Origin of the sequence: Bacillus sp. S71, assembly GCF_016625265.1 — a bacterium.
In the GTDB taxonomy this organism is placed as follows: Bacteria; Bacillota; Bacilli; order Bacillales; family Bacillaceae_G; genus Bacillus_A; species Bacillus_A cereus.
Map to the genome: position 1 here is coordinate 1 of NZ_JACVUW010000002.1, position 21986 is coordinate 21986.

A 21986-nucleotide genomic window follows, 5' to 3' on the forward strand; every position below is an offset into this window, starting at 1 on the left:
CCGAATATGATGCCAATTATGGATAACAATCAAATGCCGAATATGATGCCAATTATGGATAACAATCAAATGCCGAATATGATGCCGATAATGGATAACAATCAAATGCCGAATATAATGCCGATAATGGATAACAATCAACCACCGAATATGATGCCATATCAAATGCCGTATCAACAGCCCATGATGCCGCCGAATCCGTATTATCAACAACCAAATCCATATCAAATGCCATATCAGCAAGGAGCGCCGTTTGGACCACAATATACGTCTATGCCAAATCCGAATATGATGCCAATGGATAATAATATGCCGCCGCTTGTGCAGGGTGAGGAAGATTGTGGATGCGGAGGAGAAAGTAGACTATATAGTCCACAACCAGGTGGTCCGCAATATGCGAATCCTTTATATTATCAACCAACTCAGTCTGCATATGCACCACAGCCAGGAACGATGTATTATCAACCAGATCCACCAAATGTATTTGGAGAGCCCGTTTCAGAAGAAGAGGACGAAGAAGAAGTTTAAAAAGGCGGGAGTATTCCCGCCTTTTTTGCATGCGTGTTAATTAAGAAAATGAAGTTTTTTTATGAGGTGCTAGAAAATTCCCAGTGAAATATTAACAGTGTAAAAACCTTCTCTGTTACTCATCATAAGAGGGAGCTTTTCAGTAGAGAAGCTCATTCTAACAGAGGGGGTTTTTGTATTGAATACGAAAGTAAAAGTGATTGCTGCTTCTTTGTTAGTTACCAGTGCATTAGCTGCATGTGGTACACCAAAAGATAACAATGCAATGGATGGACGTAACTACAATTACGAGCGTACATCTTATAATGATACACACCAGTATCGTGATAATGTAACGCGTAATGATCGTTATACAGATTATGTAACATATAGAAATGGTCGTAACGATACAGGATATAATAATTATTACCGCGATGTAAATTATAATGGCCAAATTGCTAATCCACATCCAACACGTAATATTACAATGAACAATTCATACATTAACAATGATGGTAAAACAGCAGAAAGAATTACAAATCGTGTGAAACGTATGAATAACGTAGACCGTGTGTCAACAGTTGTATATGGAAACGATGTAGCGATTGCGGTAAAACCACGTAATCCAGTATCGAATGAAACAGCGCTTGCAAATGAAGTTCGTCAAGCTGTTGCAAATGAAGTTGGAAACAGAAACGTATATGTTTCTGTAAGAAATGATATGTTTACTCGTGTCGATGCAATGAGTACTCGTCTACGTAACGGTACAGTTACAAACGATTTTAATCGTGACATAGTGAATATGTTCCGAGACATTCGTTACGGTTTAACTGGTACAGTACGATAGCAAAACAAAAGAGGAAGGGGTAGCCCTTCCTCTTTATTCATCGTTGTCTTGTAAACGACGTTTTTTAATAAAATAACTAACGGAGTAAGAAACTAAAAAGCATATGAAAAGAATACTACCTGTTAAAATAGCTTCAAACAGTGGTCTTTCTGGACTGAAAATAATATAAATAATAGCCATAACGATTCCTACAATAAGGGAGCGGAAGACAAGTTTATAATAAGGAGTTAACTTTATTTCCTTTTCACTTTCTTCTACATCGATTGAAACACTTAACTGTAAATAACTAAGGACGATACTTGTAAGAATAAATAATAGCCATAATGGAGATTTCGTAATTTGATCCATTCCTTCAGTGAATCCGATATAGCCTAAAATGCCAATTATACCAAGCGATTGAAAAAGAAAGGCAATACGTATGTTTTTTAATGTTTTCAGAATGAGACGTTCATCCTTTATTTTTTTCACAATATCCATCTCCTGTTTATTATGATTTCGCTGTTATATTAATTGTAACATATATATTACTTTTATCAATTTATAATTTACATACTATTCAGTTGGATAAAAGAGGGAATAAAATATTTTTATAAACATGTTGCACTTACACTTTATTAATGTTATATTAACAAAGCGATGAGCTAATTTACGTAAGACGAGAGATATGCTTAAGTGCTAAACACGCGAATGTGGTCGCCTGGTCTCTCGCCGTAAACGCATCAAGACGCCTGCTTTGCAGGCGTCTTTCATTTTATATGAATGTAATGGGAAGAATGGAGGAATCCAATCTTCCCTTTTTTGTTGAAATAAAAGTCGGAAAATAAAGTTATTTACAAGTGTATATGAAAGGGTTACTATTTAATAGTAAAATATTACATGTTTTTTAGATATAAAAGGTTGGGATGAATAGGATATGGAGAACTTTGAATGTAGAAATACAGAAGTTGTATTAGAGAAATTTCAGGTCGTAACCCCTATATTTCAGGCGTTGGGAGATGAGAATCGTCAGCAAATTATTATGCTGTTATTAGAAAATAAAAAGATGAATGTAACGCAAATAACAGATGAAATGGGAATTTCTAGACCGGCTGTTTCGCATCATTTAAAAATTTTAAAACAAGCAGAACTAGTTGAAGCCGATCGAAATGGAAAAGAGATTTTTTATTCTATAGTGGCTGGAGAGTTTTTAAAACAGGTAAAAGATTTAATTCAAGCGATAGAGTCAAATTATTAATTTTTTTTGATTGATAAGTAAATGAGTTTAAACTTATAAACACGTTTTGTGGAAAAGGGGTAATGAAAATGAATAGTATAAATCGTATGTACGTGATTATGTTACTTGTTCCTTTGTTTTGGGGTGGCTCTTTTGCGACAGCGGAGCATATTATTACGGAGATTCCACCAATTACTGCAGCAACAATTCGTTTTGGCTTAGCTAGTTTTATTTTAATAGGCATAGTTTTTATGAAATCTGAGTGGGATACAAGTTTGTTATTAAAGAATTGGAAAGGGCTGTTATTTGTATCGTTAACAGGTATTTTTGGCTACAACGTTTTTTTCTTTATGGGACTTCATTATACTTCTACTATGAATGGCTCACTTATCATTGCTACAATGCCAGTTTTTGTGACATTAGGGGCAATATTATTTTTTAAAGAGTCTTGGAGTTTAAAAATAGGAATAAGTGTAATCTTATCCCTGCTTGGCGTAATAGTTGTTATTACGAGTGGTTCCATACATAAACTTATGTCTTTATCCTTTAATAAAGGAGATCTTTTATTTATAGCTGCTTTAATCTGTGGGGTGCTATATAGCTTAACTGGGAAAAAAGTTATGCGTGGTGTATCACCCTTGTTAACTACAATGAGTATGACGATATTAGGAACTGTTTTTTTAGCAGGATTTTCTCTACATGAGGATGGATGGGGAAAGGTTTTAACGCTTTCTTTACAAGGTTGGATAGAAATGTTGTACATGGTCGTATGTGGGACGTTAATTGGGTATATCGTGTTTAATAAGGGGGTTGAAGAGTTAGGCGCAAGTAAAGCTAGTATGTATTTAAATCTAACTCCTATTGTGGCTACTGGTATATCAGTTGTATTATATGAAGCGATTGTTACGTGGCAACAAATAGTTGGAATGATAATTATACTAATGGGGGTTTATATAGTAACAGTACAATCAAATAAAGATATAAAGAAGCTTTCGCATAATCAATGTATTTCGAAATAGATAAAAGTAATTGAACACTATAATTCTTAATGATGGCATTCTATGAATTAGGGATAAAACCACCATTTCCGGAAAAACTACTAATGAAAGTATGATCTTGCCTAAAAGAGGTGAACGGAAATGAAATGGATACTGATTGCGATGCAAGCTTTCGTTATGATGTTTTGTTTCGTTTATGAAACGAATGTGAAGGCGGAAGGGCCAGTACCAGAAGTAACGGAAAAAGAACCTGAGGTTACAATTTTATTAGAGCGTATGTATGTTGATGGAGAAGTAAGTGAGGAAATACTTACAGAAAAAGTAGCGGATTTAGAAAAGTTTTTACAGCAATATAAAGAATGGCAACTTGTTGATCGTGATGATGTACAAATCGTATTACAAAAGAAAGTTGATGATATTTCTCCGTTATTGAAAACGAGCGGGTATTTTGGTGTTTCAGAGGAAGGGATATTACAAATTTTCAAAGGTGTGCCAAAAAGTGATAATGCGATCCATTCTTTCTTTCAAATTGATATGAAAAAGCTTGAGAGTTATGAGCGTGCGAAATTGAAGCGTGGTATTCGGATTAAATCAAAAGAAGGTTTTGTAAAGACGATTGAAAAAATGAAACAATACGCAGTGCAAAATAAGAAAAAAAGCAGCTCATGGTGAGCTGCTTTTTTTTCTTATTTGTTTTTAGCTAAAATTTCTTTTGCGATTTCATCAATTAGCATATCTTTTCCGATTGGATTGAATGCTTTCGTATTGAAGACTTCATTTGATACTTCATATACGTGATTATTTTTAACTGCTTTATTGTCTTTCCAAACGGCACTGTTTTTGTAGTCTTCGTAAACTTTATCAGCTTCGCCGCCGAAGTTTACAATAAACATTTGGTCAGGCTGGAATGCAACTAGACCTTCTAGTGATACTTGCGCCATCGTTTGTTTTAAATCCGTACCTTTTGTTGCTGGAAGTTTTAAGTCATTAAAGATGATGTCACCGTATCCGAAGCTACCATATACACGGAAGTTTTGTGGTGTAACTGCAACGAACATAAAGTTCTCATCTTTTGTTTTCTCTTTAATTTTTTTAGATAAAGAGTCTGCTTTCTTATCGTAGTCTGCAATCCATTTGTCTGCTTTCTTCTCTTCGTCAAATAGCTTACCTACTTCTTTAAACTTACCACGCCAGTCTTCTAAGTTTGTTTCTAGAACAACTGTAGGTGCAACCTTTTCTAGTTGATCATAAATTTTTAATTGACGGTTGTTTAAAATAATTAAGTCTGGTTTTAAAGCAGTAACAGCTTCTAAATCAACTTTAGGTGCCCAGTACCAACCAACTGCTTTTACTCCATCTAATTTGTCTGTTAAGTGATTTTGGATTTTATCTTTATATGTATTTGCTGTACCAACAGGTTTGTGTCCAAGAAGTAATAGTTCTTCTGTTGATCCAGATAAGTCAACAATTCTCTTTGGATTTACTGGAATTGTAGCTTCACCTTTAGCATGTTTTATAACTTTTGTTTTCGGTTGTTCTTTTGCTTTTGATTCTTCTTTTTGAGAAGAACAGCCAACGATAGAAAGAACAACAAGCATAATAGTAAATAAAATAAATAGCTTACGTTTCATCCTGATGTAACCCCTTTAATTAGTATTGATAATCATTATCGACCTCTGTATATTAAGGTGCTTTAACCTTTCTGTCAATGGAAAATAACAGAAGTTTCAAGTGGAGAACATTTGTTGGGGCAGTCTCGCTTTTCTATCATTAAATATGTTAAAATGGAATACATGATTTAAGAGGGAGAGATCGTATTTTGTTTGAATATGTTACAGGTTACGTGGAGTATGTAGGGCCGGAATATGTCGTAATTGACCATAATGGGATTGGTTATCAAATTTTCACACCGAATCCGTATGTATTTCAAAGAAGTAAGCAAGAAATCCGTGTCTATACATATCATTATGTGAGAGAAGATATTATGGCACTTTACGGGTTTAAAACACGTGAAGAGCGTTTATTATTTACAAAGTTGTTAGGCGTGTCTGGCATTGGGCCAAAAGGCGCTCTTGCAATTTTAGCTTCTGGTCAAACAGGACAGGTCGTTCAAGCGATTGAGCATGAAGATGAGAAGTTTTTAGTGAAATTCCCAGGCGTCGGAAAGAAAACAGCACGCCAAATGATTTTAGATTTAAAAGGAAAACTAGCAGATGTCGTACCAGATGCATTTGTGGATTTATTCTCAGACACAGAACGTTTTGATGAGAAGAAAGGTTCATCAGCTGAGCTTGATGAGGCACTGGAAGCTCTGCGCGCACTTGGATACGCAGAACGCGAAGTTTCTCGCGTTGTACCAGAGTTATTAAAAGAATCATTAACGACGGATCAGTATATTAAAAAGGCACTTAGTCTTTTACTAAATGGTAAGAGGTGAGTATAATGGACGAACGTCTCCTTTCAGGGGAATCTGCATATGAAGATGCGGATTTAGAATATTCATTACGGCCACAGACGCTCCGTCAGTATATTGGCCAAGATAAAGCGAAACATAATTTAGAAGTATTTATTGAAGCAGCGAAAATGCGTGAAGAAACGTTAGATCACGTGCTTTTATATGGACCGCCAGGTCTTGGTAAAACGACGCTTGCGAATATTATTGCAAATGAAATGGGCGTTAATGTTAGAACAACTTCAGGTCCCGCTATTGAAAGACCAGGAGATTTAGCTGCTGTATTAACAGCGCTTCAGCCAGGGGATGTATTATTTATTGATGAAATTCATCGTTTGCATAGATCAATTGAAGAAGTATTGTATCCTGCGATGGAAGACTTTTGCCTTGATATCGTAATTGGAAAAGGGCCTTCAGCACGTTCTGTACGCCTAGATTTACCGCCATTTACATTAGTTGGAGCAACGACACGCGCCGGAGCATTATCGGCACCGCTTCGTGACCGCTTCGGTGTACTTTCAAGGTTAGAGTACTACACAGTAAATCAGCTTTCTGCGATTGTTGAACGTACAGCAGAAGTGTTTGAAGTTGAAATCGATTCGTTAGCTGCATTAGAAATTGCAAGACGTGCTCGTGGTACACCTCGTATTGCGAATCGTCTTTTAAGACGTGTACGTGATTTCGCGCAAGTTCGTGGTAACGGAACGGTTACGATGGAAATTACGCAAATGGCATTAGAGCTACTGCAAGTAGATAAATTAGGTCTAGATCATATTGATCATAAATTACTGCTTGGTATTATTGAGAAATTCCGTGGTGGTCCAGTTGGATTAGAAACGGTTTCAGCAACAATTGGAGAAGAATCTCATACGATTGAAGATGTGTATGAGCCGTATTTATTACAAATTGGCTTTTTACAACGAACGCCAAGGGGCCGAATTGTAACGCCGCTTGCGTATGAACATTTCGGAATGGAGATGCCAAAAGTATGATGGAGATGCCCAAAATGCTTATTACAGCGGGAATCTTACTCATCGTTGTTGGATTAGCTTGGAAGTTCATTGGCAGGCTTCCAGGCGATATTTTTGTGAAAAAAGGAAACGTTACCTTTTATTTTCCTATCATTACATGTATTGTGTTAAGTATTGTACTATCTTTTATTATGTATATAATAAATCGATTTAAATAAGAAATAGGTGGATATAGCTATGGATATAAATCTGTTTGATTTTCATTTACCAGAAGAACTTATTGCACAAGTCCCGTTAGAAGATCGTGAAACATCAAGATTAATGGTGTTAGACCGTGAAACAGGTGATATTGAGCATAAACATTTTACGGACATTCTTTCTTACTTACATGAGGGGGATTGCTTAGTTTTAAATGAAACGAAAGTTATGCCTGCTCGTTTGCACGGTGTGAAAGAAGATACAGGCGCGCACATTGAAGTACTTCTTTTAAAACAAGAAGAAGGCGATAAGTGGGAAACGCTTGTAAAGCCAGCGAAACGTGTAAAAGAAGGAACTGTTATCTCTTTTGGCGAAGGGAAATTAAAAGCAACTTGCACAGGAACTGCAGATCAAGGTGGACGTCAGCTTGAATTTTCATATGACGGCATCTTCTATGAAATTTTAGATGAACTTGGGGAAATGCCACTTCCTCCATATATTAAAGAGACGCTAGAAGATCGCGATCGCTATCAAACAGTATATGCGAAAGAAATCGGTTCAGCAGCAGCGCCGACTGCGGGACTTCACTTTACAGAAGAGTTACTTGAGAAGTTAAAGCAAAAAGGCGTTCAGTTGGCATTCATTACACTTCACGTAGGGCTTGGAACATTTAGACCAGTTTCTGCAGACACGATTGAAGAACACCATATGCACGCAGAATATTACCATATGTCTGAAGAGACAGCGGCATTATTAAATCGTGTGAAAGAGAATGGTGGACGTATTATTACTGTAGGTACGACATCAACTCGTACGTTAGAAACAATTGCAACAGATCATGACGGTAAGCTTTGCGCCGCTTCTGGATGGACAGATATTTTCATGTATCCGGGATATGAATTTAAAGCAATTGATGGTTTAATTACAAACTTCCACTTGCCGAAATCAACATTAATCATGCTTGTAAGTGCATTTGCAAATAGAGATAATGTACTTCATGCTTATAATGAAGCAGTAAAAGAAAAATATCGTTTCTTTAGCTTCGGTGATGCAATGTTCGTTGCATCTCACGCTAAAATGAGAAACAAATAAAAGGAGTAAGTTATGACAGCAATTCGTTATGAATTTATTAAGACATGTAAACAAACGGGTGCCCGTTTAGGTCGTGTGCATACACCGCACGGTTCATTTGATACACCAACATTTATGCCAGTTGGTACACTTGCGACAGTTAAGACAATGTCACCGGAAGAATTAAAAGCAATGGATTCTGGCATTATTTTAAGTAATACGTATCATTTATGGCTACGTCCAGGTCATGAAATTATTCGTGAAGCAGGCGGCTTGCATAAATTTATGAACTGGGATCGTGCAATCTTAACAGACTCTGGTGGTTTCCAAGTATTCAGTTTAAGTGACTTCCGTCGTATTGAAGAGGAAGGCGTTCACTTCCGTAATCACTTAAATGGAGATAAATTATTCTTATCACCAGAAAAAGCGATGGAAATCCAAAATGCATTAGGTTCGGATATTATGATGGCATTTGATGAGTGTCCGCCATTCCCGGCTACTTTTGAATATATGAAGAAATCTGTAGAGCGTACGAGCCGCTGGGCAGAACGTTGCTTAAAAGCGCATGAACGTCCGCAAGATCAAGGTTTATTCGGTATTGTACAGGGCGGGGAGTACGAAGAGCTTCGTCGTCAAAGTGCGAAAGACCTTGTTTCAATGGACTTCCCTGGTTACGCTGTAGGCGGTTTATCTGTTGGTGAACCGAAAGATATTATGAACCGTGTACTTGAGTTTACAACACCACTTCTTCCAGATAATAAGCCTCGTTACTTAATGGGTGTAGGTTCTCCTGACTCATTAATCGATGGTGCAATTCGTGGTATTGATATGTTTGACTGCGTACTTCCAACTCGTATCGCTCGAAATGGTACATGTATGACAAGTGAAGGTCGACTCGTTGTAAAAAATGCGAAATTCGCAAGAGACTTCGGTCCGCTTGATCCAAACTGTGATTGCTACACATGTAAAAACTACTCACGTGCGTATATTCGTCACTTAATGAAATGTGATGAAACGTTCGGAATTCGTTTAACGTCTTATCACAACCTTCATTTTCTGTTAAACTTAATGGAGCAGGTGAGACAAGCTATTCGTGAAGACCGTCTTGGCGATTTCCGCGAAGAGTTCTTTGAACAGTATGGCTTTAATAAACCGAATGCTAAAAACTTCTAATACATAATTTAAAAGGAGGAACAAAAGATGAATGCAGGTATGATGAATATCGTTATGATCGTTGCGATGTTTGCGATTTTCTATTTCTTATTAATTCGCCCGCAACAAAAACGTCAAAAAGCAGTTGCTCAAATGCAAAGTGAGTTAGCAAAAGGTGATGCTATCGTAACAATCGGTGGTTTACACGGTACAATCGAATCAGTAGATGAGACGAAAATCGTTATTAAATCTGGTGGTTCACACTTAACTTTCGATCGCAATGCGATTCGTGAAGTTGTGAAAAACTAATGTGGAAGGCCCTGCATGAAATGTGCAGGGCCTTTTTTTAGTTACTTTGCTTTGACATATTTACACCGAAAATACCACCTAGTGTACTCGCCCCCATTAATGCTAATTGATAAAGTAATTGTGAGTTCGATAAGGTTTGAGAAAAGCCTAAATAGTTAACTAGAAAGACGAGTATAGTGAATGTGAGCCCTGTTGTGAAACCTACTAGCCAACCTTTTCCTTGAGCCTTTTTGCCGGCAGTAAATCCAGACATAAGCATAGATAAAAGAGCGAGTATAAAAATAGTAACGGTTAATGTCCCTTCATTTATATTTGTAAACTTTAATAAAAGAGCCATAATCATACTAGTAATAGATGCGAGAATTAGTAGTGTAACAATACCGAAGCCAATTGCAGTTGATAATTTTTTCGTTCCATCCATTTATGCATTCCCCCTTTTTAATACAAGCATATTTTCCTTTTGCCCAAGTTAGACTAGTTTCTTTTTTATAGGGGAGTCTATACGTAAAAAAGGAGATGTAGAAATGGAATGGATATCAATAATTGGACGGACAATGCTTTTGTATATCATCATCTTAATTATTTTTCGTCTTATGGGTAAACGTGAGATAGGAGAGCTAAGTGTATTAGATTTAGTCGTATTTATTATGCTTGGAGAAATGGCCGTAGTGGCAATTGAAAATACCGATAAATCACTTTGGCATCAATTAGTTCCGATGACTTTTCTTATGTGCATCCAAATTATTTTGTCAGTCATTTCCCTAAAGTATCAACGCTTTCGGCATTTAATAGAAGGTGAGCCAGCTATTCTTGTAAACGCGGGGAAGATTGATGAAAAGAAGATGAGAAAGCAACGGTATAATATAGATGATTTAATGATGCAATTAAGGGAACAAGGAGTTGGAGATATTCGGGATGTAGAATATGCTATTTTGGAACCGTCTGGGAAGTTATCTGTCTTTCAAAAACAAAAAAATAAACAAGATACATTACAGTTTACGCTTCCTCTTATTATTGATGGAGAAATTCAATCTAGTCATTTACAAATGATTGAGCATACAGATGAATGGCTTATTGAGAAATTAAAAAACTTAGGTTATAACGATGTAACACAAATTTTATACTGTAGTTTTCAAAACGGACAATTTTTTGTTGATGTAAAAGAAAATTAGAGATTTATCCTTTGAAAGAGTAAGAATGATTGGTTTAACTAATAATCAGTGGAGATTACCCCACTGATTAAAGTTTCATCTTATTTCAAAAATGAAAGTTTACGAATGATAGGGAGACGACTTAACTCTTCTTTTCGAATGAGTTTGAAAGTGAAGAGAAGTACGATATAAACAATTGTTGTTAAAGTGATTTCCCATAATGTTTGTATGCCAAGGGAATGAGAGAAAATAATATATTTATGGAGATAAAAACCGAAGGCGCCTGAGATACCGATGGCAAGTCCGCCGAAAATATAGTCTTTTGCGTAAATGGTAAATGTAATCTTTTTTAAAACAGTAGCGTAGTGAAGAAATGTTACTGTTACAATATTTGCAGCGATAGCAAGTGCAACCCCCATCATTTGAAATTCTGGCCTTGATGCTAGTACAAAAATAACGATTAATTTCACGATGGCACCAATAAATGTATTCATCATTGCAGCCCTTGCTAAGTTTAAAGCTTGCAAAACAGAGGTAAGTGGACTTTGGAAATAATGAAATAAAAAGCAAGGCGCAAGAAGTTGAATGAATGCTGTTGCGCTGTCTGATCCATACATAAGAGTTAAAACAGGAGAAGCGAATACGTATAATATAACGACAGACCATCCGCCGGTAATTAATGAAATTCGAAGTGCTTGTTGTAAACGGTGCTCCACTAATTTATGTTGTCTTTTTGCCATTGCTTCACTAATAGAAGGGACGAGCGCTGTAGAAAGAGCGTATGTAATAAAGGCGGGTAGTGATAGAAGCGGGAATGCATAACCGTTTAATATACCGTATTGCTGGGTTGCAACAGAAGCAGCGACACCAGCGATTGCTAAGCTTTGCATAACGACAATAGGTTCAAAAAAATATGAAACGGAGCCGATTAAACGACTTCCTGTAGTTGGAAGGGCAATATCCATCAGAGAATAAAATGTCCCTTTGCTTTCCTTTACAGTAGTGAAAAATCCAGAGCGTATTGATAAATGTTTTTCTCGCTGAAATAACGTGAGTAAAAATAATAAGGATGCAACTTCACCGAGAACAGCTGATAACATAGCGCCGGCTGCAGCGTATTCTATGCCGTAAGGTAAAAATAACTGGATGCATATAGCGATAATGGTAATGCGGACGACTTGTTCTAGAACTTGCGCATAAGCGCTAGGTTTCATGTTTTGTTTCCCTTGAAAGTAACCACGCAAAACAGAAGAAACAGCAATAACCGGGACAACGGGCAAAATGGCCATTAATGGATAGTACGTTCTTTCGTCGGTTAATAATGTTTTTGCTAAAATAGGCGTGAGGAACATAATTCCGATTGTTAAAATGATACTAATAACGGATGTAACAGCTAGTGATACGGTTAATATTTTTTTAACTCTTTGTTTATCGTTTACAGCTTCCGCTTCTGCTACAAACTTTGCGATTGCGACAGGAAGACCAATTTGTGTCAATGTAATTGCTAAAATGAATGTAGGAACGGCCATCATATAAAGACCAACGCCTTCTTCTCCTAAAATACGTGCCATTACTATGCGGTTGATAAAGCCAAGTATTTTTGTAATAAAGCCGGCTATCATTAAAATAAATGCGCCTTTTAAAAAGCTTTGTCTCGTCATGTTCTTCTCCTACCTTCTCAAAATCAATGGAATGATTTACAATAATTTATATGCACGTACGAGACAAGAATGACAAGCATTTAAGAGAGTGAAGTATGATAGTGCTCTTGAAAGTAGTTATTGCTGTCCATTAGAGCGGGATTAAAGCGACTTTTTCGTGCTGAAATAAGAAGGAGATGTTATAAATGTTAGATAGAGAGGCTTTGGTAGAATCATACCGCGGACAGTTACAAGTCGTTTTAGAAAGTAAAGTAGAAGAGTTTCAAATGTTCGGTTACGACCGAGTAACAGATGATGACATTTGGAAGTTTCTCAAAGTGAAAAAGTGGAAGAAGATAGACAGCGATGTTAGATTGTATGAATTAGTTAATGACGTATTAACAGTAAGTACTAATGAATATATGACATATTTAACTGTTGAAGCTTACCAAGCACCGCTTTGGTCATTTGATGAGTACGAAAATAAATAACCGACTGCAATTGGTTTGTTCTTCCTTTTGCAGTATAATGATATGTATTGATAAAGAGGAAATAATTGTGTCTAAGATTATATATAAAGGAGGTAGTGAAGAGGAAAATAAATGATGAAAGTGTAGGGAGTGTAAAAGCTTACCTATACAGCTAGTGATGAGCTAGCAAAAATTATAGAAAGGAAGTCTACTAACTAGGCGTATGCACACGTATAGCAGTGAATCGTAAAAGATTTATTGAAAGTGTTAGTAGCAGAAAGAGGGTACATATGGCAAAGCGTGGTACGAGAATTGCCGCCTTTTTCCTCATCGTCTTATTAATCGGTGGAGTAATTGGTGCGGCAGGAAAAGACATAGCAAAAGGAATTAGTCTAGGACTAGACCTTCGCGGTGGTTTTGAAATTCTGTATGAAGTAAAACCAGCCAAAAAAGGTGATAAAATCGATCGAGACGTACTTGTAAGTACAGTAGGTGCTCTTGAAAATCGTGTCAATGTTCTCGGTGTAAGTGAGCCGAACATTCAAATCGAAGGGCAAGATCGAATTCGTGTACAGCTTGCTGGTGTACAAGATCAGCAAAAAGCACGTGAAATGTTATCAACACAAGCGAAATTAACATTCCGTGATGTGGATGATAACCTTCTTATGGATGGAACGGATTTAAAAGGCGGCGGAGCGAAGCAAACATTTGATGAGCAAGGCCGTGCGAGCGTAGGTCTTACACTAAAAAGCGCTGAAAAATTCCGTGAAGTAACTGAAAAAATTTCTAAAATGCCACCACCAACGAATTTAATGGTAATTTGGCTTGACTTTGAAGAAGGAAAAGATTCGTATAAAGCAGAATCTGCAAAACCGAATCCGAAGTTCTTATCAGCAGCAACAGTAAACCAAGTATTTAACCAAGCTGAAGTATCTATCGTAGGTGGAAACTTCACAGTTGAAAGTGCGAAACAACTTTCATCTTTATTAAATGCAGGTGCACTTCCTGTTGATTTAAAAGAAATGTATTCAACATCTGTTGGAGCGAAATTTGGTCAACAAGCGTTAGAGCAAACGATTTTCGCTAGTGCGATTGGTATCGCTCTTATCTTCTTATTTATGCTTGTATTCTACCGTTTACCAGGACTTGTAGCGGTTATTATGTTAGGTTTATACATTTTCGTTACATTACTTGTCTTTAACTGGATGCATGCAGTTCTTACGTTGCCAGGTATTGCGGCGTTAGTGCTCGGAGTAGGTATCGCAGTTGATGCGAATATTATTACGTACGAGAGACTGAAAGAAGAGCTGAAAATTGGTAAGTCAATGATGTCGGCATTCCGAGCTGGTAACCATCGTTCCTTAGCAACAATTCTAGATGCAAACGTTACGACTCTTGCAGCAGCTGGTGTGTTATTCGTTTATGGTAATAGCTCTGTAAAAGGATTCGCAACAAGTTTAATCGTAAGTATTTTAGTTGGTTTTATTACGAACGTATTCGGTACTCGTTTCTTATTAGGTTTACTTGTAAAGAGCCGTTACTTCGATAAAAAACCAGGATATTTTGGTGTGAAACAAAAGGATATTATTCCATTAACAAAAGGTGTAGTGCATCCGCCAACGAGATTTGATCGTATTAACTTCGTGAATATCGGTCATAAATTCCTTATCTTCTCAATTGTAGTTGTAATTGCGGGTGCAATTATCTTACCAATTTTCAAATTGAATCTTGGGATTGACTTTGCGAGTGGTACACGTATTGACTTGCAATCAAAACAAGCCGTTACGGTATCTGATGTTCATAAAGATTTTAAAGAATTGAACATTGATGTGAAGGAAGAAAATATTGTACCGACTGGAGATGACAATAAAGGTTTCGCAGTTCGTACATTAGGTGTTTTATCAAAAGATGAAATTGCCAAAACAAAAACATTCTTCCACGATAAATATGGTACAGATCCAAACATAAGTACAGTTTCACCGACAATCGGTAAAGAAATTGCACGAAATGCATTTATCGCTGTACTGATTGCTTCTGCAGTTATCATTTTATACGTAAGTATTCGATTCCGATTTACGTATGCGTTATCTGCAGTGCTTGCATTACTACATGACGCATTCGTTATGGTTGTTATGTTTAGTATTTTCCAATTAGAGGTAGACTTAACGTTTATCGCTGCAGTACTAACAATCATCGGTTATTCTATTAATGACTCAATTGTTACATTTGATAGAAACCGTGAATTATACAAGCAGAAAAAACGAGTGCGCGATATAAAAGACCTAGAAGAGATTGTAAATGCAAGTATCCGCCAAACGCTTGGTCGTTCGATTAACACCGTATTAACAGTGTTATTCCCAGTAATTGCACTGCTTATCTTCGGTAGTGAGTCACTACGTAACTTCTCGTTTGCGTTACTTGTTGGATTAATTGTAGGTACGTACTCTTCTGTTTTCGTTGCCTCTCAAATTTGGTTAATGCTTGAAAACCGTCGTTTGAAAAAGGGGAAAAACAAGAAGAAGGTTGAGAAAGTAGAATCTGAACCGCAAGTATAGAAAAGATGATGCCTTATTATGAGGCATCTCTTTTTTCGTTTGTGGATACAATAAGATAGCAACTTTTTGATGGGAAGAAGATGGAAGAAAGTGGTGGTGTTATCGCTGTTTTTGTTAAAATAAAAAGATAGGTTAAGAAAAGAAGGGATTTTAATTATGGAAAAAGATGAACGTTTTAAACAGGCCGAGTTTGGTGCTATTGTCGGGATCGTTGGTAATATTATATTAGCAATTGTAAAGGCGGTAATTGGTTATATTGGGAACAGTAAAGCACTGCTAGCAGATGCGGTGCATTCTGCATCAGATGTAATTGGTTCGCTAGCTGTACTTTTTGGATTGCGAGCGGCAAAGCAGCCACCTGATGAAGATCATCCGTATGGTCATGGTAAAGCGGAATCGATTTCAGCGATTATTGTTGCGGTATTATTATTTATTGTGGGACTTGAAATCGCGATTTCATCTATAAAAGCTTTTTCGCAAGAACTAGAACCGCCGAAAGGAATTACGATTTTTGCTGTTGTTCTTTCAATCGTCGTGAAAGAAGGAATGTTTCAATATAAATTCCGATTAGGGAAAAGGGTAAATAGTGATGCAATTATTGCAAATGCATATGAGCACCGTTCGGATGTATTTTCTTCAATTGCAGCTTTAATCGGTATTTGTGCAGCTATACTCGGTGGTAAGCTTGGTATAGACTGGCTTGTATATGCTGATCCGATTGCAGGATTAGTTGTTTCGCTTCTTGTTGTAAAAATGGCATGGAGCATTGGAGCGGAAGCAATTCATGCAACGCTTGACCATGTTCTTCATGAGGAGGATGTTATTCCGCTTAGAGAAGCAGTTCTTCAAGTAGATGGTGTGAAAAAAATTGGTTCTTTATATGCACGGGAGCATGGTCATTATGTTATTGTCGATATTAAAGTGTCTGTAGATCCATACATTACTGTAGAAGAAGGACACCGTATTGGAAAACATGTGAAAGAAATACTTATGAAACAAGATAATGTACAAAATGTATTCGTACATATAAATCCGTATTCTCCAAATTAAACATCATTAACATTTTAGTATATAGATATTGCATCGTAGTTTGCATTATATTGTCACCCCTTAATCTGTCTTGTATAATGAACAGGTTAAGGGGTGATTTCGTGTTACAACCGAAGACGCGTTGGAAAGAAAAAGAATATAATGACGAACGAGTGAGTGAATTAGCAAGTAAATTACAGTTATCGCCACTTGTCGTTTCATTATTCCTCGGTAGAGGACTAGATACAGAAGATAAGATTTTAGATTTTTTAAATACAGAAAATCAAGAATTTCATGATCCATTTTTATTAGAAGGAATGGATAGAACGGTAGAACGTGTAAATAAGGCGATTCAAAATGGAGAACAAATATTAATATTTGGTGATTACGATGCAGACGGAGTAAGTAGTACAACTGTGTTATATCTTGCTCTTCAAGAATTAGGTGCAGAAGTAGAATTTTATATTCCAAATCGTTTTACAGAAGGGTATGGGCCGAACGAAGAAGCGTTTCGTTGGGCGCATAGCGCAGGGTTCTCACTGATTATTACTGTCGACACTGGCATCGCAGCAGTACATGAAGCGAATGTAGCGAAAGAGCTTGGAATAGATCTAATTATTACAGATCACCATGAGCCACCGCCAGAATTGCCAGAAGCACTTGCGATTATACATCCGAAATTAGATGGCGGTGTATATCCGTTTCACTATTTAGCTGGTGTAGGTGTTGCGTTTAAAGTTGCGCATGCACTATTAGGCCGTGTACCAGAACATTTATTAGAGATTGCAGTAATCGGTACAGTAGCCGATTTAGTGTCACTTCATGGTGAAAATAGGTTGCTAGTGAAACGCGGTTTAAAACATATGCGTATGACGAAAAATATTGGTTTAAAGGCATTGTTTAAAGTTGCTAACGTTTCGCAAAGTGAAATTACAGAAGAGAGTATCGGCTTCTCAATTGCACCGCGTATTAATGCGGTTGGGCGTTTAGAAGATGCAACGCCGGCTGTACACCTTTTATTATCAGATGATCCTGAGGAAGCAAAAGAGTTAGCCGAAGAAATTGATGAGCTGAACAAACTGCGAAAAGATATTGTAAAGCAAATTACAGAAGAGGCTATCGCTGAAGTTGAAAATAACTTCCCGCCAGAAGAAAACAAAGTGTTAGTACTTGCAAAAGAAGGTTGGAATCCGGGTGTAATTGGGATTGTCGCTTCTAAATTAGTTGAACGTTTTTATCGTCCGACTATTGTATTATGCATTGATCCTATAAAAGAAACAGCAAAAGGCTCAGCGCGTAGTATTGCAGGATTTGATTTGTTTGCAAATTTATCAGATTGTAGAGAGTTATTGCCACACTTCGGAGGGCATCCGATGGCAGCGGGAATGACGCTACATATGAATGATGTAGCTGAATTACGTCGCCGCTTAAATGAACAAGCAGATGCAATTTTAACAGAAGAAGATTTTATTCCAATTACAGCAGTTGATGTTTTTTGCAAAGTAGAGGATGTAACACTAGCGGCAATTGAAGATATGCAGAAGTTAGCACCATTTGGTGTTGGAAATCCGAAACCACGTATTGCAGTGAAAGATGCAGAGTTAGAAAGTATTCGCGCAATCGGATCAGATGGCTCTCATTTAAAAATGGCTCTTCGTGATGGACAAGCAACACTGGATACAATTGGATTTGGTTTTGGTGCATATGCGAAAGAAATCTCTCCAGTTGCAAAAGTATCTGTAATAGGAGAAGCATCCATCAATGAATGGAACAATTTTAAGAAGCCACAATTAATGGTACAAGATATTGCTATAGAGGCGTGGCAATTATTTGATTGGCGTAGTATGCGTAATGCAGAAGCAAATTTAGCAGAACTTCCGAAAGAAAAAATAACAATGGTGTATTTTTCTGAAGAGGTATTGAATAAATTTTCTTTAGAGGACTATAAAGAAAAGCTTATGCATGCGTCAGAAGTAACGCATTTGGATGATCAATACATCGTGTTACTCGATTTGCCAAGCGGAACAGATGAATTACGTGAGTTATTTAAAGTAGGATTCCCAGCGCGAATTTATACGCTGTTTTATCAAGAAAATAACCATCTATTTAGTACAGTTCCTACGAGAGAACACTTTAAATGGTACTATTCTTTCTTAAGCCAAAAAACACCATTTTCTTTAAGACAATATGGAGAACAACTATGTCGCCATAAAGGCTGGTCAAAAGATACAGTAAATTTCATGACACAGGTGTTTTTTGAGTTAGAATTTGTTACAATAAAAGATGGCGTCATTTTTATGGCAGACAAAAAACAAAAGCGTGATTTAATTGAATCGAACACATATCGTGAGAAAATGAACCACTTACAATTAGAAAAAGAATTGGTTTATAGCACATATCAGCAACTATATACATGGTTTGAAACGATTCGTAATCATAAAGAAGTAGAACAGTTAGGGTAAAGGATTTGTATTTACAAACCTTTTAGATCTGAGGAGGATTCAGAAATATGGATTTCAAGCAACATATCGCAATTGTACCGGATTATCCGAAAGAAGGTATTGTGTTTAAGGACATTACACCTTTAATGAATGACGGTAAAGCATACAAAGCAGCAACAGATGCAATCGTTGAGTACGCAAAAGAAAGAGATATCGATGTTGTAGTAGGACCAGAAGCTCGTGGTTTCATTATCGGTTGCCCAGTTTCTTATGCGTTAGAAGTAGGATTTGCGCCAGTTCGTAAATTAGGAAAATTACCACGTGAAGTAATTACAGTTGACTACGGTAAAGAATATGGTAAAGATGTTTTAACAATCCATAAAGATGCAATTAAGCCAGGTCAACGCGTATTAATTACAGATGATCTATTAGCTACAGGTGGAACAATCGAAGCGACAATTAAGTTAGTTGAAGAGCTAGGCGGAGTTGTAGCAGGGATTGCATTCTTAGTAGAGCTTACTTACTTAGATGGTCGTAAAATGTTAGATGGTTACGATGTATTAGTATTAGAAAAATACTAATCACTATATAGGTAAAACTACGGTGATAAAAAGTACCCGTGAATCTCTTGGAGAGGAGCGGGTACTTTTGTATAATTGAACAAAAAATCATGGTGAAATGTCAGTAAAATCTTTTCCTTTTCACAATTCACAATCATTGGGTTATAATGATAGAATATAATTTATTCTATTAAATAAAGATAAAGTCAATTTTCAATAAAAGGTGATTCGATGGCAAATGAGCAGGTACTAACAGCTGAACAGGTACTCGAGAAAGCAAGTCAATATTTAGCGGATGAAGATATTGAGCTAGTGGCGCGTGCCTATGAATATGCACGTGATGCGCATAGCGAACAATATAGAAAATCGGGTGAACCGTATATTATTCATCCGATTCAAGTTGCAGGTATTTTAGTTGATTTACACATGGATCCAGCTACGGTATCAGCAGGTTTCTTACATGATGTAGTGGAAGATACAGAGATTACGTTAGAAGATATTGAACGGGAATTTAACAAAGAAATTGCTATGCTTGTTGATGGTGTTACAAAACTTGGGAAGATTAAATATAAATCTCACGAACAACAACAAGCCGAAAACCATCGCAAAATGTTTATTGCAATGGCTCAAGACATTCGAGTTATTTTAATTAAACTAGCTGATCGTCTTCATAACATGCGTACATTGAAACATTTGCCTCAAGAGAAGCAGCGTCGCATAGCGAATGAAACGTTAGAAATCTTTGCACCTTTAGCACATAGACTCGGAATTAGTACTATTAAATGGGAGCTAGAGGATACGTCACTTCGCTATTTAAATCCCCAACAATATTATCGTATTGTAAATTTAATGAAGCGTAAACGTGCAGAACGTGAAGAATACTTAGACGAAGTAATGACTGGTATTCGTGAGAAATTAAAAGAAGTTGCAATTCAACCTGAGATTTCTGGAAGACCGAAACATATTTACAGCATTTATCGTAAAATGGCACTGCAAAATAAGCAGTTCAATGAAATTTACGATTTATTAGCTGTACGTGTCGTTGTAAATAGTATTAAAGATTGTTATGCGGTGCTTGGAATTATTCATACGTGCTGGAAGCCGATGCCAGGTCGTTTTAAAGATTATATTGCAATGCCAAAAGCAAATCTATATCAATCTCTTCATACGACTGTAATTGGACCAAAAGGTGATCCACTTGAAGTGCAAATTCGTACGAAAGAAATGCACGAAATTGCAGAATTCGGGATCGCGGCACACTGGGCGTACAAAGAAGGAAAAACAGCAGAAACAACAGGTACATTAGAGAAGAAACTCACATGGTTCCGTCAAATACTAGAATGGCAAAATGAAGCTTCTAATGCAGAAGAATTTATGGAGTCATTAAAAATTGATTTATTCTCTGACATGGTATTCGTCTTTACACCGAAAGGCGATGTAATGGAATTACCACTTGGATCGGTTCCGATTGATTTCGCGTATCGTGTCCATTCGGAAATTGGGAATAAAACAATTGGCGCAAAAGTAAACGGTAAAATGGTGACGTTGGATTATAAATTAAAAACAGGCGACATCATTGAAATTTTAACGTCGAAACATTCATATGGCCCAAGTCAAGATTGGGTAAAACTTGCTCAAACATCTCATGCAAAAAATAAAATTCGTCAATTCTTTAAGAAACAACGTAGAGACGAAAATATTGAAAAAGGCCGTGAACTTGTTGAAAAGGAAGTACGTGGTCTAGAGTATGAGATGAAAGAAGTATTAGCGCCTGATAACTTAAAACGCGTCGCTGAGAAATTTAACTTTGCAAATGAAGAAGATATGTTTGCAGCAGTTGGATATAGCGGAATTACAGCTTCGCAAATTGTTACGCGACTAACGGACAAGTTCCGCAAACAACGCGAAGAAGAAGAAATTGTTGAAGTTAAAGAAGTTCGTAAACCGATGAAAATTCGAAAATGGGATTCTGGTGTAAAGGTAAGCGGTGCTGATAATTTATTAATCCGTTTATCGAAATGCTGTAACCCAGTTCCAGGCGATGATATCGTTGGATATATTACGAAAGGCCGAGGTGTATCGATTCACCGCCGTGATTGTGTAAACGTTCATACAGAAGAAGCTGTAGAACGTTTATTAGAAGTAGAGTGGGAAGGTAGCCCTGAAAAAGAAATTGAGTATAACGTTGATATTGAAATTTCGGGTTACGATCGCCGTGGTTTATTAAATGAAGTACTGCAAGCTGTTACAGAGACGAAAACGTACATTTCAGCTGTTTCTGGTAGAAGTGACCGTAATAAAATGGCAACAATTAATATGTCAATCTCGATTCGTAACTTACAACACTTGAAAAAAGTAGTAGAACGCATTAAACGCGTTCCAGAAATTTATGCAGTACGACGCATGATGCATTAATAGGGAG

General features: G+C 36.9%; 21 protein-coding genes and 1 pseudogene. 18 read left to right on the plus strand and 4 right to left on the minus strand.

Annotated elements, in window-relative coordinates; all coding sequences use genetic code 11:
- A pseudogene (gene exsA / locus IBT51_RS03385) lies at positions 1-528 on the plus strand (spore coat assembly protein ExsA); the annotation flags it as partial.
- Between the two features lie 178 nt (positions 529-706).
- Positions 707-1354, plus strand: coding sequence for a YhcN/YlaJ family sporulation lipoprotein (locus tag IBT51_RS03390; RefSeq protein WP_016080194.1), 648 nt, complete (start codon positions 707-709; stop codon positions 1352-1354).
- 33 nt (positions 1355-1387) lie between these two features.
- Here IBT51_RS03390 and IBT51_RS03395 read toward each other — a convergent pair whose 3' ends face one another.
- Entirely contained in the window at positions 1388-1822 is a 435-nt protein-coding gene (locus IBT51_RS03395; RefSeq protein WP_023523099.1) for a hypothetical protein, read from the minus strand.
- A 445-nt stretch (positions 1823-2267) separates the two neighbouring features.
- Here IBT51_RS03395 and IBT51_RS03400 point away from each other — a divergent pair, with 445 nt between their 5' ends.
- From IBT51_RS03400 to IBT51_RS03410, 3 genes are all read left to right on the plus strand, one after another.
- Positions 2268-2588 (plus strand): ArsR/SmtB family transcription factor, encoded by a 321-nt coding sequence (locus IBT51_RS03400; RefSeq protein ID WP_088025470.1) that lies wholly within the window; start codon positions 2268-2270, stop codon positions 2586-2588.
- Positions 2589-2656: 68 nt separating this feature from the next.
- The gene (locus IBT51_RS03405; RefSeq protein ID WP_088025469.1) at positions 2657-3586 is read left to right on the plus strand and encodes a DMT family transporter; all 930 of its coding nucleotides are present in this window, start codon (positions 2657-2659) and stop codon (positions 3584-3586) included.
- A 120-nt stretch (positions 3587-3706) separates the two neighbouring features.
- Complete coding sequence (locus tag IBT51_RS03410; RefSeq protein WP_000871172.1) at positions 3707-4237, plus strand: BofC C-terminal domain-containing protein; 531 nt, start codon at positions 3707-3709, stop codon at positions 4235-4237.
- Between the two features lie 14 nt (positions 4238-4251).
- On the opposite strand, the gene IBT51_RS03415 is transcribed toward IBT51_RS03410, so the two are convergent.
- On the minus strand, positions 4252-5196 hold the full coding sequence (locus IBT51_RS03415) for an iron-hydroxamate ABC transporter substrate-binding protein (protein ID WP_197242774.1): 945 nt from the start codon (positions 5194-5196) through the stop codon (positions 4252-4254).
- A 188-nt stretch (positions 5197-5384) separates the two neighbouring features.
- On the opposite strand from IBT51_RS03415, the gene ruvA reads away from it, so the two are divergent.
- From ruvA to yajC, 6 genes are read left to right on the plus strand one after another with little or no spacing between them, the layout of a single operon-like run.
- On the plus strand, positions 5385-6002 hold the full coding sequence (ruvA, locus tag IBT51_RS03420) for a Holliday junction DNA helicase RuvA (RefSeq protein WP_000464511.1): 618 nt from the start codon (positions 5385-5387) through the stop codon (positions 6000-6002).
- Between the two features lie 5 nt (positions 6003-6007).
- Complete coding sequence (gene ruvB / locus IBT51_RS03425; RefSeq protein WP_200458079.1) at positions 6008-7009, plus strand: Holliday junction branch migration DNA helicase RuvB; 1002 nt, start codon at positions 6008-6010, stop codon at positions 7007-7009.
- Entirely contained in the window at positions 7006-7206 is a 201-nt protein-coding gene (locus tag IBT51_RS03430; RefSeq protein ID WP_000970410.1) for a DUF2905 domain-containing protein, read from the plus strand. Before ruvB ends, IBT51_RS03430 begins: the two co-directional genes overlap by 4 nt.
- Before the next feature lie 19 nt (positions 7207-7225).
- A complete protein-coding gene (gene queA / locus IBT51_RS03435) occupies positions 7226-8278 on the plus strand; it encodes a tRNA preQ1(34) S-adenosylmethionine ribosyltransferase-isomerase QueA (protein ID WP_000354014.1) in 1053 nt (350 codons plus the stop codon).
- 12 nt (positions 8279-8290) lie between these two features.
- A complete protein-coding gene (tgt, locus tag IBT51_RS03440) occupies positions 8291-9430 on the plus strand; it encodes a tRNA guanosine(34) transglycosylase Tgt (RefSeq protein ID WP_000125365.1) in 1140 nt (379 codons plus the stop codon).
- A gap of 27 nt (positions 9431-9457) precedes the next feature.
- The gene (gene yajC / locus IBT51_RS03445) at positions 9458-9718 is read left to right on the plus strand and encodes a preprotein translocase subunit YajC (protein WP_000991115.1); all 261 of its coding nucleotides are present in this window, start codon (positions 9458-9460) and stop codon (positions 9716-9718) included.
- A 37-nt stretch (positions 9719-9755) separates the two neighbouring features.
- Here yajC and IBT51_RS03450 read toward each other — a convergent pair whose 3' ends face one another.
- Positions 9756-10139 carry a TIGR04086 family membrane protein gene (locus tag IBT51_RS03450; RefSeq protein ID WP_000349148.1) on the minus strand — a complete coding sequence of 128 codons (384 nt, stop codon included), beginning with the start codon at positions 10137-10139 and terminating at the stop codon, positions 9756-9758.
- Between the two features lie 103 nt (positions 10140-10242).
- Here IBT51_RS03450 and IBT51_RS03455 point away from each other — a divergent pair, with 103 nt between their 5' ends.
- Positions 10243-10890 (plus strand): DUF421 domain-containing protein, encoded by a 648-nt coding sequence (locus IBT51_RS03455; protein ID WP_000454821.1) that lies wholly within the window; start codon positions 10243-10245, stop codon positions 10888-10890.
- A gap of 80 nt (positions 10891-10970) precedes the next feature.
- Here IBT51_RS03455 and spoVB read toward each other — a convergent pair whose 3' ends face one another.
- A complete protein-coding gene (gene spoVB / locus IBT51_RS03460) occupies positions 10971-12530 on the minus strand; it encodes a stage V sporulation protein B (protein WP_089171792.1) in 1560 nt (519 codons plus the stop codon).
- A gap of 185 nt (positions 12531-12715) precedes the next feature.
- Between spoVB and IBT51_RS03465 the strand changes: the two genes are divergently transcribed.
- From IBT51_RS03465 to relA, 6 genes are all read left to right on the plus strand, one after another.
- Positions 12716-13000 (plus strand): post-transcriptional regulator, encoded by a 285-nt coding sequence (locus tag IBT51_RS03465; RefSeq protein WP_000886979.1) that lies wholly within the window; start codon positions 12716-12718, stop codon positions 12998-13000.
- A 269-nt stretch (positions 13001-13269) separates the two neighbouring features.
- On the plus strand, positions 13270-15534 hold the full coding sequence (secDF, locus tag IBT51_RS03470) for a protein translocase subunit SecDF (RefSeq protein ID WP_001119065.1): 2265 nt from the start codon (positions 13270-13272) through the stop codon (positions 15532-15534).
- Between the two features lie 156 nt (positions 15535-15690).
- Positions 15691-16584, plus strand: coding sequence for a cation diffusion facilitator family transporter (locus IBT51_RS03475; RefSeq protein WP_000409746.1), 894 nt, complete (start codon positions 15691-15693; stop codon positions 16582-16584).
- A 101-nt stretch (positions 16585-16685) separates the two neighbouring features.
- The gene (recJ, locus tag IBT51_RS03480; RefSeq protein WP_088025465.1) at positions 16686-19025 is read left to right on the plus strand and encodes a single-stranded-DNA-specific exonuclease RecJ; all 2340 of its coding nucleotides are present in this window, start codon (positions 16686-16688) and stop codon (positions 19023-19025) included.
- 47 nt (positions 19026-19072) lie between these two features.
- Positions 19073-19585, plus strand: a complete 513-nt coding sequence (locus IBT51_RS03485) for an adenine phosphoribosyltransferase (protein WP_000346215.1) — start codon at positions 19073-19075, stop codon at positions 19583-19585.
- 210 nt (positions 19586-19795) lie between these two features.
- Positions 19796-21979: a GTP diphosphokinase gene (gene relA / locus IBT51_RS03490; protein WP_001262795.1), complete on the plus strand. Its 2184-nt coding sequence runs from the start codon at positions 19796-19798 to the stop codon at positions 21977-21979.
- The last annotated feature ends 7 nt before the right edge of the window (positions 21980-21986 follow it).

Coding starts and splice junctions, on each gene's coding strand:
- IBT51_RS03400 (WP_088025470.1), top strand. CDS start 2,268: ATGGAGAACTTTGAATGTAGAAATACAGAAGTTGTATTAGAGAAATTT.
- IBT51_RS03405 (WP_088025469.1), top strand. CDS start 2,657: ATGAATAGTATAAATCGTATGTACGTGATTATGTTACTTGTTCCTTTG.
- IBT51_RS03410 (WP_000871172.1), top strand. CDS start 3,707: ATGAAATGGATACTGATTGCGATGCAAGCTTTCGTTATGATGTTTTGT.
- IBT51_RS03415 (WP_197242774.1), bottom strand. CDS start 5,196: ATGAAACGTAAGCTATTTATTTTATTTACTATTATGCTTGTTGTTCTT.
- ruvB (WP_200458079.1), top strand. CDS start 6,008: ATGGACGAACGTCTCCTTTCAGGGGAATCTGCATATGAAGATGCGGAT.
- IBT51_RS03430 (WP_000970410.1), top strand. CDS start 7,006: ATGATGGAGATGCCCAAAATGCTTATTACAGCGGGAATCTTACTCATC.
- queA (WP_000354014.1), top strand. CDS start 7,226: ATGGATATAAATCTGTTTGATTTTCATTTACCAGAAGAACTTATTGCA.
- tgt (WP_000125365.1), top strand. CDS start 8,291: ATGACAGCAATTCGTTATGAATTTATTAAGACATGTAAACAAACGGGT.
- yajC (WP_000991115.1), top strand. CDS start 9,458: ATGAATGCAGGTATGATGAATATCGTTATGATCGTTGCGATGTTTGCG.
- IBT51_RS03450 (WP_000349148.1), bottom strand. CDS start 10,139: ATGGATGGAACGAAAAAATTATCAACTGCAATTGGCTTCGGTATTGTT.
- IBT51_RS03455 (WP_000454821.1), top strand. CDS start 10,243: ATGGAATGGATATCAATAATTGGACGGACAATGCTTTTGTATATCATC.
- spoVB (WP_089171792.1), bottom strand. CDS start 12,530: ATGACGAGACAAAGCTTTTTAAAAGGCGCATTTATTTTAATGATAGCC.
- IBT51_RS03465 (WP_000886979.1), top strand. CDS start 12,716: ATGTTAGATAGAGAGGCTTTGGTAGAATCATACCGCGGACAGTTACAA.
- secDF (WP_001119065.1), top strand. CDS start 13,270: ATGGCAAAGCGTGGTACGAGAATTGCCGCCTTTTTCCTCATCGTCTTA.
- IBT51_RS03475 (WP_000409746.1), top strand. CDS start 15,691: ATGGAAAAAGATGAACGTTTTAAACAGGCCGAGTTTGGTGCTATTGTC.
- IBT51_RS03485 (WP_000346215.1), top strand. CDS start 19,073: ATGGATTTCAAGCAACATATCGCAATTGTACCGGATTATCCGAAAGAA.
- relA (WP_001262795.1), top strand. CDS start 19,796: ATGGCAAATGAGCAGGTACTAACAGCTGAACAGGTACTCGAGAAAGCA.